Below are 13,325 nucleotides of genomic sequence, written 5' to 3'. Positions count from 1 at the left end.
CAAACAACCTCCCCAGACATGAGTCGCACAACGGGTATGCCCGCAACGCCTCTCTTGCCTTCTCGACTGGGTCCACGGGCCTGCGGCGCCCAGGCTATTTAAGCTTGCCTCAACTCGGCCAACGGCCTGAGAAAGGTATCTCCCGCCCCATGCCGGCCCTCAGAGCCCTCTCATACACTATCTTCGCAACTACAAGGTCCTCGACAGCTATTCCCATCGACTTGAAGATAGTTATGGAGTACTCATTCGATCTGCCTCTAGCTTTGCCGGCCACTATGTCTGAGAGAGGCACAGCCCTCTCCAGGGCGTTGGCCTGAATGAGGTCGCCCGCCTCCTCTCTCGCCTGGACTACGTCGTCCACGGCAATTATGTCGGTCTTGGCCACCGCATCCGGCGCCAGCTCAGCTCTATGAGCCCAGTTGCTTCCGACCGCGTTTATGTGGATGCCGGGCTTGAGGTGCTCCCCTTTGATGAAAGGCTCTGGAGAGTTAGTTGCAGTACAGAGCACGTCAACGTCGGCAACCTCGGCGTAGCTCTCGGCGACGGTCGCCTCGTAGCCGCTCGATTTAACCATCTCGGCGAAGAGAATCGCATGGCCTGGCGTTCTGCTGTATATTTTCACTAGGGCCGGCCTAATCAGCTCGGCCAAGGCTCAAACTGAGCCCTTGCCTGCCTCCCTGAGCCAACTATGCCCAAAGTCCTCGAGTTAGGGCGCGCCATATACTTTGTGGCAACTGCAGACGCGGCTCCGGTTCTGATCTGGCCCAGCCGATCGGCCTCAATTATTGCCAACAGCTCGCCCGACGCTACGTCGAACAGCAACACAACGAAACGGGACCCGTCTCGCGTGCTCAAGTATGTCTTAAGGCCTGCCACATTGTAGCTGCCGAGGACAATGCCTTGAAGCGTGTGCAACACGGCCCCCTTAGTTATAGCCCTCCGTCTGGGGAGGTTTACAGCCTGGCCCTCAGCCATAAGGCGGAATGCGTCCTCGACGGCGCTTATAGCGTCCCTGAAACTCAAAAGCTCGTTCACATCCCGCTCTGAGATCAGAAGAGCCATGAAAAAGGTTGTAGCTAATTATTTAGAGGTGCCGTACCAGGGCGTCCAGTTTCTCCACGTGGCCGTGTGGATAAATATGGCCTGTACGCCTATGAGCAACGCGATTATGCCAGCAACTACCAATAGAAACATAAGGAGGTACGCCATGCTTTTGCCCACGCTCTTCAGAGTCAGCGCTGGGCTTAAGACGCCCGCCAGACCTATTGAAAAGAACATCAAGCCTGCAAGCGCTGGCTCGTTCGTCAGCCCATAGACCCATATATCTACTCCATAGATGAGCGGGATTAAGGAGAGCGCCGCTATGCCAACGAGCGCCCCCCTCAGGCGGAGTTGTTCACCCTCCCCCTGAGCTTCAGCCGTATACGTCAAATTGAAGAGGCCCAATATGATGAGCGCTACGCCGAAGATGGGCCACGCATCTGAGAAGATGAGATTATACGAACTCGGCAAAGGCCATGTGGCGAGAGCCCACAAGCCACTCGATAGTGCGTATATGCCCACTGCTAAATAGAAATAGCCAATAGATCTATTGAGAAAGGCCTTGCCGCTGCTCGGCGTTTTGGAGACTAGATTAACGTAAATCCAGTAGGCTGAGAGCAACGATGTAGTTCCTAATAGATCTAGCCACGAGTCAAGGGGGTCTATAAACAGAGGCATATATCGATATATCGCTAACAATTAAATATCTTATTCTCTTTTCGATGTAATATTTAATTGTTAGCGATATACGATTACATCGAAAAGAGAAATAGCGAAATATTATAAATTTTAACATAATTATCATATTTTATTTTTTAAGACTATAAAGTAATATTTTACATTATTTATGATTTTCTCAATAGACTGTATGCCTTATAGCCCGACTTGCGCAGACGCTCCGCCACGTCCGCGCTCAACCCGCCGGTATAACAGTAGAAGACGTAAACGTTATCCCTTCCCATCTTCTCCACGAAGTCGAAGACCTTGTCTACGTCTACTCTCACTGCGCCGGGCAGATGCCACTTGGCGTAGGACTCCTCATCGCGCAGATCCACTATGACGGCGCCCGGCGGAGGCTGGTCTATGACCACCGAGTGGGCCTCTGAAGACAACGATGTAGCTACCTCCCTCAGCTCGGTCTTTTTGTAGACCTTCGCCTCCGTAGCAGTTGCCTGTATTATGTCCCATAAAGCGAGGTCTATCGCCTCAATTTCGGCGGTTGAGGCCCAGCGTCTGGGCTCCCTTGAGAATATCGCGCAGTACTCAGGCACTTGCGTCGAGAGCTCGTAAGTCCCTATCCTCTTGGCCGTCTCGACTATCTCCTCCTTGTCCAGGCCTATAAGCGGCCTCAAGACGGGCATGTCTATATCTTTCTCCACCGCGGAGAGAGCTTGGAGAGTCTGCGAGGAGCCTTGGCCCAGGGACTCGCCCGTCACTATAGCTTGAGCCTTGGCCCTCCTCGCGATAACCTCTGCCAACCTGTACAAGGCTCTCTTGAACGCTATAGACCACAGATGGCTGTCGATGTTTCTCCTTATCGAGTCGGCTATCTTAGCGCAGTCAGCCACGTACACTCTCGTGTTGTAGCCGTACGACCACTCGAGGAGCCTCTCGATCACCTTAAGTGTCGCCGAGAGAGCAAGCGAGCCTCCCAGGCTGCAGTGTAGAATGTCGGCGTAGGCCCCCCGCCTCATTATATACCAAGCCGCGACCGGCGAGTCGATGCCGCCGGACACTAGAGCGAGTACCTTGCCCTCGGAGCCCAGGGGGAGCCCGCCGGGGCCGCGATACTCTTTATCGAATGCGTACGCCCTATTTGCCCTAACTTCTATATAGAGCTCCACATCGGGGCGCTATAGATCTACTTTGCCGCCGGCTTCTGCCAAGAGGGTCCCCACCCTGGCGGCCACATCTCGCGAAGCGAAGTTGTGGACTCCTACTCTGTGAACTCTCACGGCGAACTTCCTCCCGGCTACCTCCTTGGCCCACAGTCCAGCGGCCCATTTGGCCAACTCCTCTAGGCTGTCGAACGTAGTCTCATGGGCGGGGCTTGCCGATACGACTCCAAACACGCGGGCGGCCCTCGCGGCTACACACTCGTCGTTCTCGCTATAGATAAATATACGGCCGGGCTCCCTCCTCGTCGTGGACGTCCCGCATTCGGACGTCGCCTCTCTAATGGCTCTGATAAGTAGCTCTTCCATCTCCCTCCTAGTAGATCCCCTCTTGATCGCCAATTCGCCGTAACGCACAATTACTACCACGATGAAACCTCCGACCAAAAATATTAAATCGCTCGTTAGACCGGACATGAGGAGGCTCCTTCTGATAATAGCCGCGGTCGCCGTCCTTGCTGCGCTGCTCCTCGCTCTGTGGAGCCGACAGCACAGGCCCGTAGGGCGCGTCGCCACGATCCTTGTTGCCTCCCCAGCCTTTGCGAACGGCTCGTTTATACCCGCCGACTACACTTGCGATGGAGCTGACGTCTCTCCACCTCTACGTTGGTCCGGCGTACCTCAAGATGCCAAGGCCCTCTTAGTGGCCGTCGTGGACGTCGACGCGCCTGGAGGATACTTCGTGCACTGGGTTTTGTACAATATTCCGCCTAACGTCACAAGTCTGCCTTCCAATATCCCCAAGCAGCCCATTGTGAAGTATGGCGAACAAGGGACCAACGACTTCGGCAAGGTTGGGTACGGAGGCCCGTGTCCACCGCCCGGTCCGCCCCATCATTATATCTTCATAGTTTTGGCCCTAGACTCGCAGCTCGACGTACAGCCCGGCGCGTCTGACAGAGAGATACTCAGCGTCGCCTCCTCGCATGTGGTCGCATCGGGCGAAATAGTCGGCCTCTATAGTCAACAAGACCGCTGAGCTCGTGCTTGGCGAGAACCTCCTCGGCCATCCTGAGGGCCGGCTCCCGCCTGTCTGGCGTGAGGAGTCTGACCAACTCCTCCGGCGCGAGCTTGGCCCTCTCTCCCGGTCAGCTCCCTTAGTTTCCTTGCGAATTCCTCCGACGCGAGGCGCATGCGCGTCGCCAGATCCAGGACGTCGGGCCTTTTAACAACGACGCGCCAGGGAATTTTGATCTTCAGCACTCTATAGACTTGGCCCATATGCGTACAGGGCGTGAGGGAGAAAAGCTAGTTAAGGAGATACCCTTTCAACTATTCCGCTTCACCTGACTTACGGCGACGCTGAAAGTCAGGTGAACGATTCAATTCCTTAGGGATTTCTATTCCTTCGATTCACCTGTGTTACAGCAATGCCGTTTTACAGGTGAAGCGTGAAGGTTGAACGTCGAATATTTCAACTAGTTTTTCTTCCCCACGCCGGGCACACATATGAGCCAAGCATACAGGACGCTGAAGATCAGAATCCCATGGCGTCTCGTCGAGGAGCGGCCGGACGTCCTAGACCTTGTGACAAGAATGCACTTGGCAACGGAGGAGTATGTCAGAAGGCTGTTGAAGGAGTTGACTGGGCAAGAGGAGCCGAAGCTAACGACGGAGGAGCTTGACCGTCTTCTCACTCCCGAGAGACGGGAGCTGGCACGGCGGATTATTGAGGAGGTGTTTCTCAAATACGGTCTCAAGAAGTACTTCGTAAAGCAAGCCAAAGTGTCCTGGCGCGATGTCGTGTTCCACCGGGCGGTTCCGCTCGACGCCCAACTTAGGATTGAAAACGAGAGAGACGTGAGTAGGGCCGTCTTCGTCGACTTAAAGAGTGGCGCCGTCAGAGTGCGGAAGTTGGGCATACCGCCTTTTGTTGTAAAATTGAAAAAGAGCTACGCCGCCCCAAGGCCCCGACTCTACAGTCATGTGAATAAAATCGTCAAGGCGTTCCTCGCGTATTACGTCAGCAACTAATGCAGGTATTCCAATGCCAAGGTTTACTATAACAGGTCTACCCAGGTTTTTAATTAGTCTAACTAACTCTACAACCACTCTCCTTGCGACGACTTTTTCAGCTGTAAGAGGCATTGGCTCATGAACTACTCTATATGGCACATCTCCGCTAATCACGGGGGTTTAAGTCAAAAGACGCCGTCTGCCAATGGTATTTTTCTACTTCTGTCCCCCGCCTCGCTATAACGACATAATCTACAAGAGGCCCAGGTACAAACACGTGTTTTGGATGAATCTCGCCAAGAGTTCCAACTCTCAATACTTGGGCTACTACAAGACCCCCCGGGATATGCCTTAACTGCTTCTACTATAGAAAGTACAGAGCCGTAAATAGCCTCCTGCTCCATACTTAAGTTACCTATTTCATCTGCCGTCGTAGCTCTAATGAGAGCAACATTAGGCTTCGGCGCTTTGTAGAGCAGATACTCCCTCCCATCTATCTCCACTAGGTCTATTCTCACAGTCTTTCTTTCTCTAGCCAAGTCGTTTAGATAGGGGCCGTCTTGTCGCGGGTCTAAAAAAGTCCCTAGCCCCACTCTGCTAAAGACACCAGGGATTCCTACTGCAGTGGCCCTTAGCCATCTCGTAACTATGCCAATAGGCCAAGTATAGGCCTCCACTAGGTTTTTCATGACAGCTTTCTGTAACTCAGGCGCCCAGCCATAAAACGGCAGTAGAAACCCGCGGACAAACTCTTGGCCGGGGTTCTCCAATATAAGCTTGCCAATTTTATCAATACCAAAGCCAGGTACAGCCGGGATTGCGTCAGATATAATAAAGAGATTCTTTGGACGACCAGTCTCCATATATCGTTTTAACAACACGTCGATTAGATAAAACGGCGCTGTCGACGCATTAAAACCTGAAATTACAACAGCGGCGCCATCTGGAATTTTAGAAACAGCTTCGGCAGCCGATACAAATTTCTTTATCACATTATATCAGCTGTAAAAGCTTAAATGTCAATTTTCGTCGGAAAAGAGATGTATTAAAGCCAAAATGTTAAATCTGCCAAAAAAAAAAATACCAATGTTTACAAACCCTATCTGCCAAGGAGTAGCTGACCCGAATCTATGACAATAACCTGCCCAGTAATTGTAGGTATTTTTACCAACATCCAAACCACTTCGGCGACATCCTCTGGAGTAACGATCTTTCCCAACAGCGTATATTTGTTTGCAAATTCTTCGTCAGATATCCCGAGTAGTTTTAACAAGCTATCGCCCATCTTTGTCTTAACAACGCCGGGAGCCACGGCGTTTACTCTAATACGCGGTGCCAACTCTATAGCAAGAGCTTGCGTTAAGTTTAAGATGGCGGCTTTGGCGGCACTATATATAGATAGACCAGGAAGTGGTTTAATACCCGCTATTGATGCTATATTGACTATAGAGCCCTCTTTCATTACTCTTGCCGCTTCTTGCGAACAATAGATAACAGACTTTAACGACACTTCAAGCTGTTTTTCTATAAGTCTATCGTCGGCATTTACAAAAAGAGAGTAGAGCCCCAACCCCGCGTTATTAATCAACGCATCAAGTCCGCCAAAGCTATCAACTGCCGCTTGTATAACATCTCTACACCCACCTCTAGTAGAGACGTCTGCAAGTACAACTACGCCGCTACCTCCAGCCGCCTTTACAAGTCTAAGCGTTTCTTCAGCCTCCTCCTTTCCTCTTTTTGCATTAATTACGACATTCCAACCCTCTTTGGCAAATCTCACGGCTATAGCCCTTCCAATGCCTCTGCCAGAGCCTGTAACCACAGCCGTCGGCACCACTCTTTAACAACAGTATAATATATAAATATTCTCTAAAAAATTAAATATAGAAAAATATAAATTTTCAATATTTATTTCTCACTAACTTGCTTTAGATTCTCCTCCATGCAACTGCCCATAGACTTTAGTATTGTCAACATAATACCCATGGCTTTCTGTACTTCTGGATCTCTCATAGCGTTGAGGAGGCCGAGGAGGCCTACTTTTGGCGCTCCGTTTTCTGCTATTTGTCTAAGTGCCTTGCTTGTACATATGACGCCGCCTTGCATAGCAGCTCCCATGGCATTTAAATCAGCTGCGTCCATAATAGACAACATTGATATAAGCGGCGCCGCCACCTTAAACACTTGTATGTCGGCCATCAAATGTGGTAACTTCTCTAGGACAATCTTTATGGGGAGGAGGAGCGAGCTTAGCTCCTCTACTTCCTTCCTAAGTGCTGCGACTTCAGCTAGTAGCTTTTCGTAGTCGGCCTTGGGAATTGCAACTACCTCTGTCATGGCACTACCCCCAACAACCAATTAAAGTATATCTTCTCAAACATTTCTTTAAATATCCTAGTCACTGGACTGGGCGGTAGGAACATGCAGTCTGGATATGGCTTCTGCTTCTTCACAAATGACGTGAAGTCGCAGGCGGCGGCCATTCCATAGGCACCAACATCAAGCGCGCACGTCCCCACAATTCTAAACGGCGGCTTTCCCAAAGAGACCCCCACTAAATCTGCCACAATATTGCTCACTACCCACGGCGCATATGAATGTAAGATTGTGCCGGCCATGCCCACTGGCACATTAGGTGCAACAACGTCTCCTACCACATATATGTCGTCGTATTTCTCGCTACGGAAATCGCCGTTGGCAGGATTGCGGGGCGCCGCCCAACCGTTTTTCACCAAATCGCTGTTTAAGACTGGGTCTGGCGCCTTATGTGGCGGTATGATAAACGCCGCGTCGAATTTAATTCTTTCGCCTGTCGTAGTCTCAAGCTCGTTTTTACCAAGAGATTTAATGGCGGTATCCTGACCTATCCCCACATATTCTATCCCGAGCTGTTGTAAAAAGCCAGACATCCACTTGGCGGCCATGGGGCCAAAGTTCTCAAAGGGCCGCTTCATAGGATGTACTACTGTTATCTTAACCTTGTCTCTAAGACCTTTTGTGAGATAGTAGAAATGAGTCAACATGGCTAATTCTATTGGCGCTGGCGGACAGCGATATGGCATAGAATAGACACCAATTACTATATGCCCTTGTTTCACCTTAGATAGAGTTTCTGCAACTTTCAGCGACGGTTCTAATTCCCAAGTATGTGGAAATCCTGTATCTACAGTCTCGGCGCCAAGCGCTACAACTAAGTTATCGTAACTAAAATCGCCCGCGGTGGTAGAGACTCTCCTATTTGCCGGGTCTATCTTAGTAACTTTGGCTTTCACAAAGTTTATCTTGTAACGTTTCAGATTTTCTAGAGGGGCGCTTATTTGCTCTGGCTTCCTATATCCAAAGGCTACATATAGATACGACGGGCGGAACTCGGTCCGGTCGTTCTTGTCCACTACCGTTATCTCAACTTCACCAGGCTCTAACAGCTCCCTAACTTCTCTCGAAATAATAAGTCCGCCGGTACCGCCCCCCAATATTAGCAACCTTTTTGGCATGTGCTACAATAAGTACTTCTTTATAAACATTTTTATAAAAAATGTACATTTGTGTACATTAAGGAAAGTCCCAAGCGCCCCAGAGCAATAGAGATGTTCTAATTAGAAATGTAGCAATGATAGCTAACACGCCAGCGGTAACTATTCCCGCCCGTCTCTCACTTAACGCCAGCGCTGTTGCCACCAGCGCTAATACAACGCCGCCAAACGTTATTGGGTCGGACATCGCACCTTGCGCACTATACGCTGCGGCGGCTGGGCCAATGGAGGAGATGTATAGATGCGCTAGATATGTCAACGCCGCAAGTCCGCTCCCAGCTGCAATCCACGGGGCGGTCTCCTTCTTGCCTATCAGCCCGTAGACACCGCTACTGGCGGCAACGCCGAGGAACAGCGCTACTGGCGGCACCGCGGCACTGTGCCAAAACGGTATGCCTCTCTCGTACGCCACCACCAGCCCCGTGTATAGGGCAACAAAAACTCCAAACAGCGACATCAACAGCCCTAGTAGGTTCATAACGACGCGGCTCCTCCCCCATATGGCAACTCTATCCAGCGGTTTTATCAGCGGGAGCGTGAACAGCAACGAGAATAGTAGTAGCATAGATACGCCGGTGGCTCCCCACACCATCCAGCTGGACAGGTTGGCATGGGGTTCAGCAACGGCAACACCAACACGCCGGCCGCAAGCTTCAGCAGTTCGGAGACTAAGATGCCGAGGGCGGCAGCCGGCATAACTACGCCGAGGGCTCCGCCTACGGCGGCAGCTTTTAAATCGCCTCTCCGCCAGAATATATACGCCCACACAACGGCGAAGCTGGCTATAGCCAACAGAGTCATCTCGACAGCGATGAGCAGACCCCAGACGTTGTTGCGGACGATCATAGCCCCACGTAGTACACTCTTCCCCCTGTCTTTAGATCTGGCCTAGCCAGCTTCGCAACGCCTCTCCGCACCAACTCCGCTACTGGATCGTTCGGGTCGTCGAGATCGCCGAATAGCCTAGAGCCGGTGGGACGCACCTCTACACACGCGGGTTTCCACAGCTTCCCGTCGTAGCGGTGGTAACAGAAGGTGCATTTGTCGACGGCGTCTGCCCTAAACGCCCACTTATTGGGCACAGGCGGCTTGAACATGACGCCTCCATACTGGGCGCTGGCCTTGGCCTCTTTGACGAGAGGCTGCTCCTCCGCCTCGCGCCACTCGTGTGGCTCGGGCCTGTATCTAGAGCCGTAAAGACACGCAATTATGCAGTAGCCACAGCCGATGCAGAGGTTCTTATCTACCAGCACCACGCCCTTCTTCGTCTTATACGTCGCGCCCGTGGGGCATACCCTTTGACACGGCGCGTCTTCGCAGTGGTAACACAGCGAAGAGATAAACCTCCTGGAGGGCCCAGGCCCCTCCCTCCACTCTACCCAAGTCCTCAGCCTCACTGTCAGCGGCTTGCCCACATTCGCCGGCTTAGCCGCGGTGAACACCTGGCCGTGCTCCACTATGCAAGCGGCTACACACGCGCGACAGCCAACGCATTTGTTTATGTCGATGACGAAGACCGGCCTCATAGCCCGCCCACCTTGCTCACTTCTACGACCGTGTTGCCTATGGCGCCAGGCGTGCCTAGCTTTACCGACTCCAGCTGCTTTGCCACCTTGGGCGCCGCTGGCTTCACCTCTATCCAGTCGCCGTCTTTTACGCCGAGGGCCGCGGCGGTGTCCGGATGCATCCAGGCGGTCAACAGCTCGCTGGGGGTCAGCGTGTTGAGCAAGAGGTTGTTCTGGGTGTTGCTGTGGGTGTAGGGCCCGTGGCGGTATACGAGCAACAGCCTCCTGGGCGGCTCCGGCGGGACCAGCCCGTTTATCTCCACGTCCTCCGTCGCCGGGCCGGTTGCCCACATGTAGTCCGGCCTAGCCATACCCGCGTAGAGCGGCACCGGCGAAAACAGCGGATCCACGCCGCTCTTCTTGCCCTCTAGGTCGGAGGGGTCGATCGAGGTGGCGGGCTTGCCGAAGACCCTCCTCACGTCGTAGGCCAAGTTTATGCTGTATATCTCCACCCTGCCGCTGAGCGTCGGCAATGGCGCCTCCCCCTCGCCATCGGCGAGTTGTAGTAGATAGTCCTCCAGAGCCTCTCCTCGAGGTCAACGCTATATTTCACAAGCTTGTAGACGTGTACCCTCACCACCACGTCTCTCCCCAGCGCCTTGCTCCAGAGCTCGTCTTTCACAGCTTCAACGCGGCCCGTGGGCACCAACACCATGTAGCCCCCCATTTTGTAGATGTCCTCCACCGTGGGCGCCCTCACGTTCCCCGCCTCGTCCACGATACGAACTCTGCGGAGCTGCGCATTGATGAACCTCTCCAGATTGGGTATAGGGAATATCCCCTCTTCGGTGATCATCCCCACGGGCATGTTCTGAGACCACTCAGTTCCGTCGCGGGGTTTGACGCCCAGTTGCGAAAGTCTCCGGGCGATCATGAGCAACACCTCGAAGGCCGTCCGCCCATCTCTAGACCTAAACGCCTTGTCTAACTCGCCCGGCTTCCCGCCGGTCGCCAGCTTCTTCTTGTACTCCTCGTAGTACCAAGGGAATCTAACAGATATGGCTGGAAACGGCGAGAAGGGCCCCGGGAAGCGCTAGATCCATACGCTCCGGGTAGGGGGTGTCCGGCAGCATTACGTCGGCGAAGGCCGTCGTGTCGTTGAACTGGATGTCGTGGACGATTACCAGCTCCAGGTTTCTGAAGATCTCCTCCACAAGTCTGCTGTTTCCAATCTGCGGGATGGGGCTGGAGCCGGTGATGAACACCACCTTGGTCTTAAACGGCTTGCCGTGCACCACGCTCTCGTAAAGCGCCTGCACCGCGTCGTAGGGGTAGAGATAGCTCTCCTTCTCCGCCTCCTCGCCCCAGACCTCAGTTAACGACTTGACAGGCGGCGCGCCTCTATCGCTGGGGCCGGGGAGGGAGGCGCTATGGGGATGACATATATTCCACGGAGGTTCGCGGAGACGTACTCGCCGAAGGTCAAGCCGCGGATGGTCTTGTAGGGGACGTCCTTCTTTGTATACTTCATGACTTTCGTATACACGTCTGCGTAGGGCATTATGAGGTGTGTGAGTAGGAAGAGGCCGCCTGGCTGCTGTATTCTCCCGAGGAGTGCCATCAACACTCCGACTGCTCTCCACGTCTGTGGAGAGTTGCTGTACCTCGGGTCGTGCCAGCCGATGGGAGACACAGCCCTGTATTTAGCCACGATCTCCGCCGCCCTTCTGAGGTCGTTTACATCGACGTCGGCCTCTCTGGCGGCGGCCTCCATGTAGTCCTTCACGCCGTGTTTCTGCGCCAGCGCCGAGAGGTTCGCGTCTACCCACTCCCTGAGTATCTGTAGCGCGGTCTTCACCTTTACGACGCTCCCGTCTTTAAGCGCCACCTCATACTCGCCGAAGAGAGCCGCCCTCTGCGCCGCGTTGTCGGGGGCCGGCCCACCGGCGGCTTCGTCCCACACGACGTAGGCAAAAGCCGGCTCTTTCACGCCGTATTTGCCCCAGTCTACCTCAGAGGCCAGCAAGGGGAGGCCGTCCGGCTTTATGAGGAGGGGGCGTTGGTAAACCGCCTCAGATATTCGGCCATGTAATAGCCGTTGTCAAGCACGTACTTTATGAAGGCCAGAAGCACCGCGAGGTCTGTCCCCGGCTTCACCGGGAGCCACACGTCGGCGTAGGAGGCGGTTTCGTCAAACACCGGGCTTAGGACCACCAGCTTCGCCCCGCGCCTCACGGCCTCCATAAAACGCCACGTCTCAGTGACAACCCCAGCGCCGATGACGTTTCTCCTCACCACAAGCACAGCCTCGGCCTCGCCGTAGTCTATACAAGCGACGTGGGCCTGGTGCCCGTGGCCCCAGGTGAGCCAGTGGCCTAGGTACCTCGGGTAGGTGCAGTAGGGGTTGTCGAAGGTTATCATGCCCCCGCCGTATACATCAGCGAACCTCGCGATCGGCACGCCCGCCCTCATGCTGGCGACGGGCCCCCAGGCGCCGAAGAGGAATGTAAAGGCGTGGCGCTCGTTGTTGTCGGCCAGCTCCTTGAGCTTCTTGGCGATTATGTCTATGGCGGTTTTCCAATCAACCTCGACCATGTCGTCGTATCTGCCGCGGTTTGTCTCAAGCTGTCTCTTGGCCTCCTCCCAGCTTATCTTCCCCTGGGCCCAATCCACGAGAGCCCTCCTAGCCATGGGCTTCTTTATTGCGTCTGGGTTAAGCCAGGCATTGAAAGTGCCGGAGACGCCGCGGGCGCATATGCCCTTGGCGCTCGTCGGCGCGTTTGTATTTGGCCTAATCCGCACCGGCTTGCCGTCTACGACGTCGATATAGATCACGCACTGGGCCATACACATCCCGCAAATAGAGGGCACCGACGTTATTGTAGAGGCCGCCGCCTCGGCCTTAGACTGTTCAACCGCCGCCTTTAGAAGAATGCCAGAGACGCCGCCGATCAAGCCAATAGTGGCGCCCGCTTTCAAAACTTCTCTTCTAGAGACTTCCATGGAAAAAAGAATTTTAATATCTTTAAATATTATTATACATGTTGTAGTTGTACAAGGTTGTTCAAGATAAATGTATTGTGTACATATGTGTACAAGTTATATACACTAGATTTCGAGATGTTTCTCTATCTCTCTCAGCGCTTTTATAGCTACGTCAAGCTGGAGCGTCCCCTGAGGTACTGCGCCATTGTTACATGCACGGTTTCTACAAACTCCATCCAACTCCTGCCTCTCGCCGGTTTAGCCGCCTCCACCAGCCTCCTAGCCCTCCCCCTTAGGCGTTCTAAGTAGGGCGAGGGGTCGTCCCCCTACCTCTTTCTTGGCCCCTCTCTGGGGGACTTGGGGGCCCGCCTCGGGTGCGCCGGGGCGAGGGAGCGGGTCGCCCGGGGGAC

20 protein-coding genes and 1 pseudogene are annotated in these 13,325 nt (G+C 53.7%); 3 read left to right on the top strand and 18 right to left on the bottom strand.

Annotation, left to right across the window (positions count from 1 at the left end; genetic code table 11):
- Nucleotides 1–109: 109 nt before the first annotated feature.
- From ACZ49R_RS08345 to ACZ49R_RS08325, 5 genes are all read right to left on the bottom strand, one after another.
- On the bottom strand, nucleotides 110–649 hold the full coding sequence (locus ACZ49R_RS08345) for a hypothetical protein (protein ID WP_464732688.1): 540 nt from the start codon (nucleotides 647–649) through the stop codon (nucleotides 110–112).
- Nucleotides 637–1,062, bottom strand: coding sequence for a Rossmann-fold NAD(P)-binding domain-containing protein (locus ACZ49R_RS08340; protein WP_464732687.1), 426 nt, complete (start codon nucleotides 1,060–1,062; stop codon nucleotides 637–639). The genes ACZ49R_RS08345 and ACZ49R_RS08340 overlap by 13 nt, the downstream gene beginning before the upstream one ends.
- 18 nt (nucleotides 1,063–1,080) lie before the next feature.
- Nucleotides 1,081–1,719, bottom strand: coding sequence for a DUF981 family protein (locus ACZ49R_RS08335; protein WP_464732686.1), 639 nt, complete (start codon nucleotides 1,717–1,719; stop codon nucleotides 1,081–1,083).
- Between the two features lie 167 nt (nucleotides 1,720–1,886).
- Nucleotides 1,887–2,885: a tRNA sulfurtransferase gene (locus ACZ49R_RS08330; protein WP_464732685.1), complete on the bottom strand. Its 999-nt coding sequence runs from the start codon at nucleotides 2,883–2,885 to the stop codon at nucleotides 1,887–1,889.
- Nucleotides 2,886–2,894: 9 nt separating this feature from the next.
- Complete coding sequence (locus tag ACZ49R_RS08325; protein WP_464732684.1) at nucleotides 2,895–3,305, bottom strand: hypothetical protein; 411 nt, start codon at nucleotides 3,303–3,305, stop codon at nucleotides 2,895–2,897.
- 46 nt (nucleotides 3,306–3,351) lie between these two features.
- Between ACZ49R_RS08325 and ACZ49R_RS08320 the strand changes: the two genes are divergently transcribed.
- Nucleotides 3,352–3,915 carry a YbhB/YbcL family Raf kinase inhibitor-like protein gene (locus ACZ49R_RS08320; RefSeq protein ID WP_464732683.1) on the top strand — a complete coding sequence of 188 codons (564 nt, stop codon included), beginning with the start codon at nucleotides 3,352–3,354 and terminating at the stop codon, nucleotides 3,913–3,915.
- Here the strand turns inward: ACZ49R_RS08320 and ACZ49R_RS08315 are convergent.
- Nucleotides 3,900–4,157: a hypothetical protein gene (locus tag ACZ49R_RS08315; RefSeq protein ID WP_464732682.1), complete on the bottom strand. Its 258-nt coding sequence runs from the start codon at nucleotides 4,155–4,157 to the stop codon at nucleotides 3,900–3,902. The genes ACZ49R_RS08320 and ACZ49R_RS08315 overlap by 16 nt on opposite strands.
- A 228-nt stretch (nucleotides 4,158–4,385) precedes the next feature.
- Here ACZ49R_RS08315 and ACZ49R_RS08310 point away from each other — a divergent pair.
- A pseudogene (locus ACZ49R_RS08310) lies at nucleotides 4,386–4,838 on the top strand (zinc ribbon domain-containing protein); the annotation flags it as partial.
- A gap of 239 nt (nucleotides 4,839–5,077) precedes the next feature.
- On the opposite strand, the gene ACZ49R_RS08305 reads toward ACZ49R_RS08310, so the two are convergent.
- From ACZ49R_RS08305 to ACZ49R_RS08250, 12 genes are all read right to left on the bottom strand, one after another.
- Complete coding sequence (locus ACZ49R_RS08305) at nucleotides 5,078–5,884, bottom strand: CoA-transferase (RefSeq protein WP_464732681.1); 807 nt, start codon at nucleotides 5,882–5,884, stop codon at nucleotides 5,078–5,080.
- A 107-nt stretch (nucleotides 5,885–5,991) separates the two neighbouring features.
- Nucleotides 5,992–6,726: an SDR family oxidoreductase gene (locus ACZ49R_RS08300; RefSeq protein ID WP_464732680.1), complete on the bottom strand. Its 735-nt coding sequence runs from the start codon at nucleotides 6,724–6,726 to the stop codon at nucleotides 5,992–5,994.
- A 74-nt stretch (nucleotides 6,727–6,800) separates the two neighbouring features.
- Nucleotides 6,801–7,229, bottom strand: coding sequence for a helical membrane plugin domain-containing protein (locus ACZ49R_RS08295; protein ID WP_464732679.1), 429 nt, complete (start codon nucleotides 7,227–7,229; stop codon nucleotides 6,801–6,803).
- Entirely contained in the window at nucleotides 7,226–8,386 is a 1,161-nt protein-coding gene (locus tag ACZ49R_RS08290) for an NAD(P)/FAD-dependent oxidoreductase (protein ID WP_464732678.1), read from the bottom strand. Before ACZ49R_RS08290 ends, ACZ49R_RS08295 begins: the two co-directional genes overlap by 4 nt.
- Before the next feature lie 58 nt (nucleotides 8,387–8,444).
- On the bottom strand, nucleotides 8,445–8,990 hold the full coding sequence (locus ACZ49R_RS08285; RefSeq protein ID WP_464732677.1) for a hypothetical protein: 546 nt from the start codon (nucleotides 8,988–8,990) through the stop codon (nucleotides 8,445–8,447).
- Nucleotides 8,951–9,271 carry a hypothetical protein gene (locus tag ACZ49R_RS08280; protein WP_464732676.1) on the bottom strand — a complete coding sequence of 107 codons (321 nt, stop codon included), beginning with the start codon at nucleotides 9,269–9,271 and terminating at the stop codon, nucleotides 8,951–8,953. The genes ACZ49R_RS08285 and ACZ49R_RS08280 overlap by 40 nt, the downstream gene beginning before the upstream one ends.
- On the bottom strand, nucleotides 9,268–9,951 hold the full coding sequence (locus ACZ49R_RS08275; RefSeq protein WP_464732675.1) for a 4Fe-4S dicluster domain-containing protein: 684 nt from the start codon (nucleotides 9,949–9,951) through the stop codon (nucleotides 9,268–9,270). Before ACZ49R_RS08275 ends, ACZ49R_RS08280 begins: the two co-directional genes overlap by 4 nt.
- Nucleotides 9,948–10,442 carry a molybdopterin dinucleotide binding domain-containing protein gene (locus tag ACZ49R_RS08270; protein ID WP_464732674.1) on the bottom strand — a complete coding sequence of 165 codons (495 nt, stop codon included), beginning with the start codon at nucleotides 10,440–10,442 and terminating at the stop codon, nucleotides 9,948–9,950. The genes ACZ49R_RS08275 and ACZ49R_RS08270 overlap by 4 nt, the downstream gene beginning before the upstream one ends.
- The gene (locus ACZ49R_RS08265) at nucleotides 10,424–10,870 is read right to left on the bottom strand and encodes a hypothetical protein (protein ID WP_464732673.1); all 447 of its coding nucleotides are present in this window, start codon (nucleotides 10,868–10,870) and stop codon (nucleotides 10,424–10,426) included. Before ACZ49R_RS08265 ends, ACZ49R_RS08270 begins: the two co-directional genes overlap by 19 nt.
- A gap of 109 nt (nucleotides 10,871–10,979) precedes the next feature.
- Entirely contained in the window at nucleotides 10,980–11,249 is a 270-nt protein-coding gene (locus tag ACZ49R_RS08260; protein WP_464732672.1) for a molybdopterin-dependent oxidoreductase, read from the bottom strand.
- Between the two features lie 56 nt (nucleotides 11,250–11,305).
- Nucleotides 11,306–11,920, bottom strand: a complete 615-nt coding sequence (locus ACZ49R_RS08255) for a hypothetical protein (RefSeq protein ID WP_464732671.1) — start codon at nucleotides 11,918–11,920, stop codon at nucleotides 11,306–11,308.
- Nucleotides 11,921–11,973: 53 nt separating this feature from the next.
- On the bottom strand, nucleotides 11,974–12,933 hold the full coding sequence (locus tag ACZ49R_RS08250) for a molybdopterin-dependent oxidoreductase (RefSeq protein WP_464732670.1): 960 nt from the start codon (nucleotides 12,931–12,933) through the stop codon (nucleotides 11,974–11,976).
- 87 nt (nucleotides 12,934–13,020) lie between these two features.
- Here ACZ49R_RS08250 and ACZ49R_RS08245 point away from each other — a divergent pair, with 87 nt between their 5' ends.
- Nucleotides 13,021–13,224, top strand: coding sequence for a hypothetical protein (locus tag ACZ49R_RS08245; protein ID WP_464732669.1), 204 nt, complete (start codon nucleotides 13,021–13,023; stop codon nucleotides 13,222–13,224).
- Nucleotides 13,225–13,325: the final 101 nt, after the last annotated feature.

It is taken from the genome of Pyrobaculum organotrophum (assembly GCF_055384425.1).
Note: the sequence above shows the minus strand (reverse complement) of the source record. Positions and strands in the feature narration are given on the sequence as shown.

Bases quoted from the DNA above. Each gene is read 5' to 3' on its own strand.
- ACZ49R_RS08275 (WP_464732675.1), bottom strand. From the start codon at position 9,951: ATGAGGCCGGTCTTCGTCATCGACATAAACAAATGCGTTGGCTGTCGC.
- ACZ49R_RS08295 (WP_464732679.1), bottom strand. From the start codon at position 7,229: ATGACAGAGGTAGTTGCAATTCCCAAGGCCGACTACGAAAAGCTACTA.
- ACZ49R_RS08290 (WP_464732678.1), bottom strand. From the start codon at position 8,386: ATGCCAAAAAGGTTGCTAATATTGGGGGGCGGTACCGGCGGACTTATT.
- ACZ49R_RS08285 (WP_464732677.1), bottom strand. From the start codon at position 8,990: ATGCTACTACTATTCTCGTTGCTGTTCACGCTCCCGCTGATAAAACCG.
- ACZ49R_RS08320 (WP_464732683.1), top strand. From the start codon at position 3,352: ATGAGGAGGCTCCTTCTGATAATAGCCGCGGTCGCCGTCCTTGCTGCG.
- ACZ49R_RS08250 (WP_464732670.1), bottom strand. From the start codon at position 12,933: ATGGAAGTCTCTAGAAGAGAAGTTTTGAAAGCGGGCGCCACTATTGGC.
- ACZ49R_RS08335 (WP_464732686.1), bottom strand. From the start codon at position 1,719: ATGCCTCTGTTTATAGACCCCCTTGACTCGTGGCTAGATCTATTAGGA.
- ACZ49R_RS08315 (WP_464732682.1), bottom strand. From the start codon at position 4,157: ATGGGCCAAGTCTATAGAGTGCTGAAGATCAAAATTCCCTGGCGCGTC.
- ACZ49R_RS08280 (WP_464732676.1), bottom strand. From the start codon at position 9,271: ATGATCGTCCGCAACAACGTCTGGGGTCTGCTCATCGCTGTCGAGATG.
- ACZ49R_RS08340 (WP_464732687.1), bottom strand. From the start codon at position 1,062: ATGGCTCTTCTGATCTCAGAGCGGGATGTGAACGAGCTTTTGAGTTTC.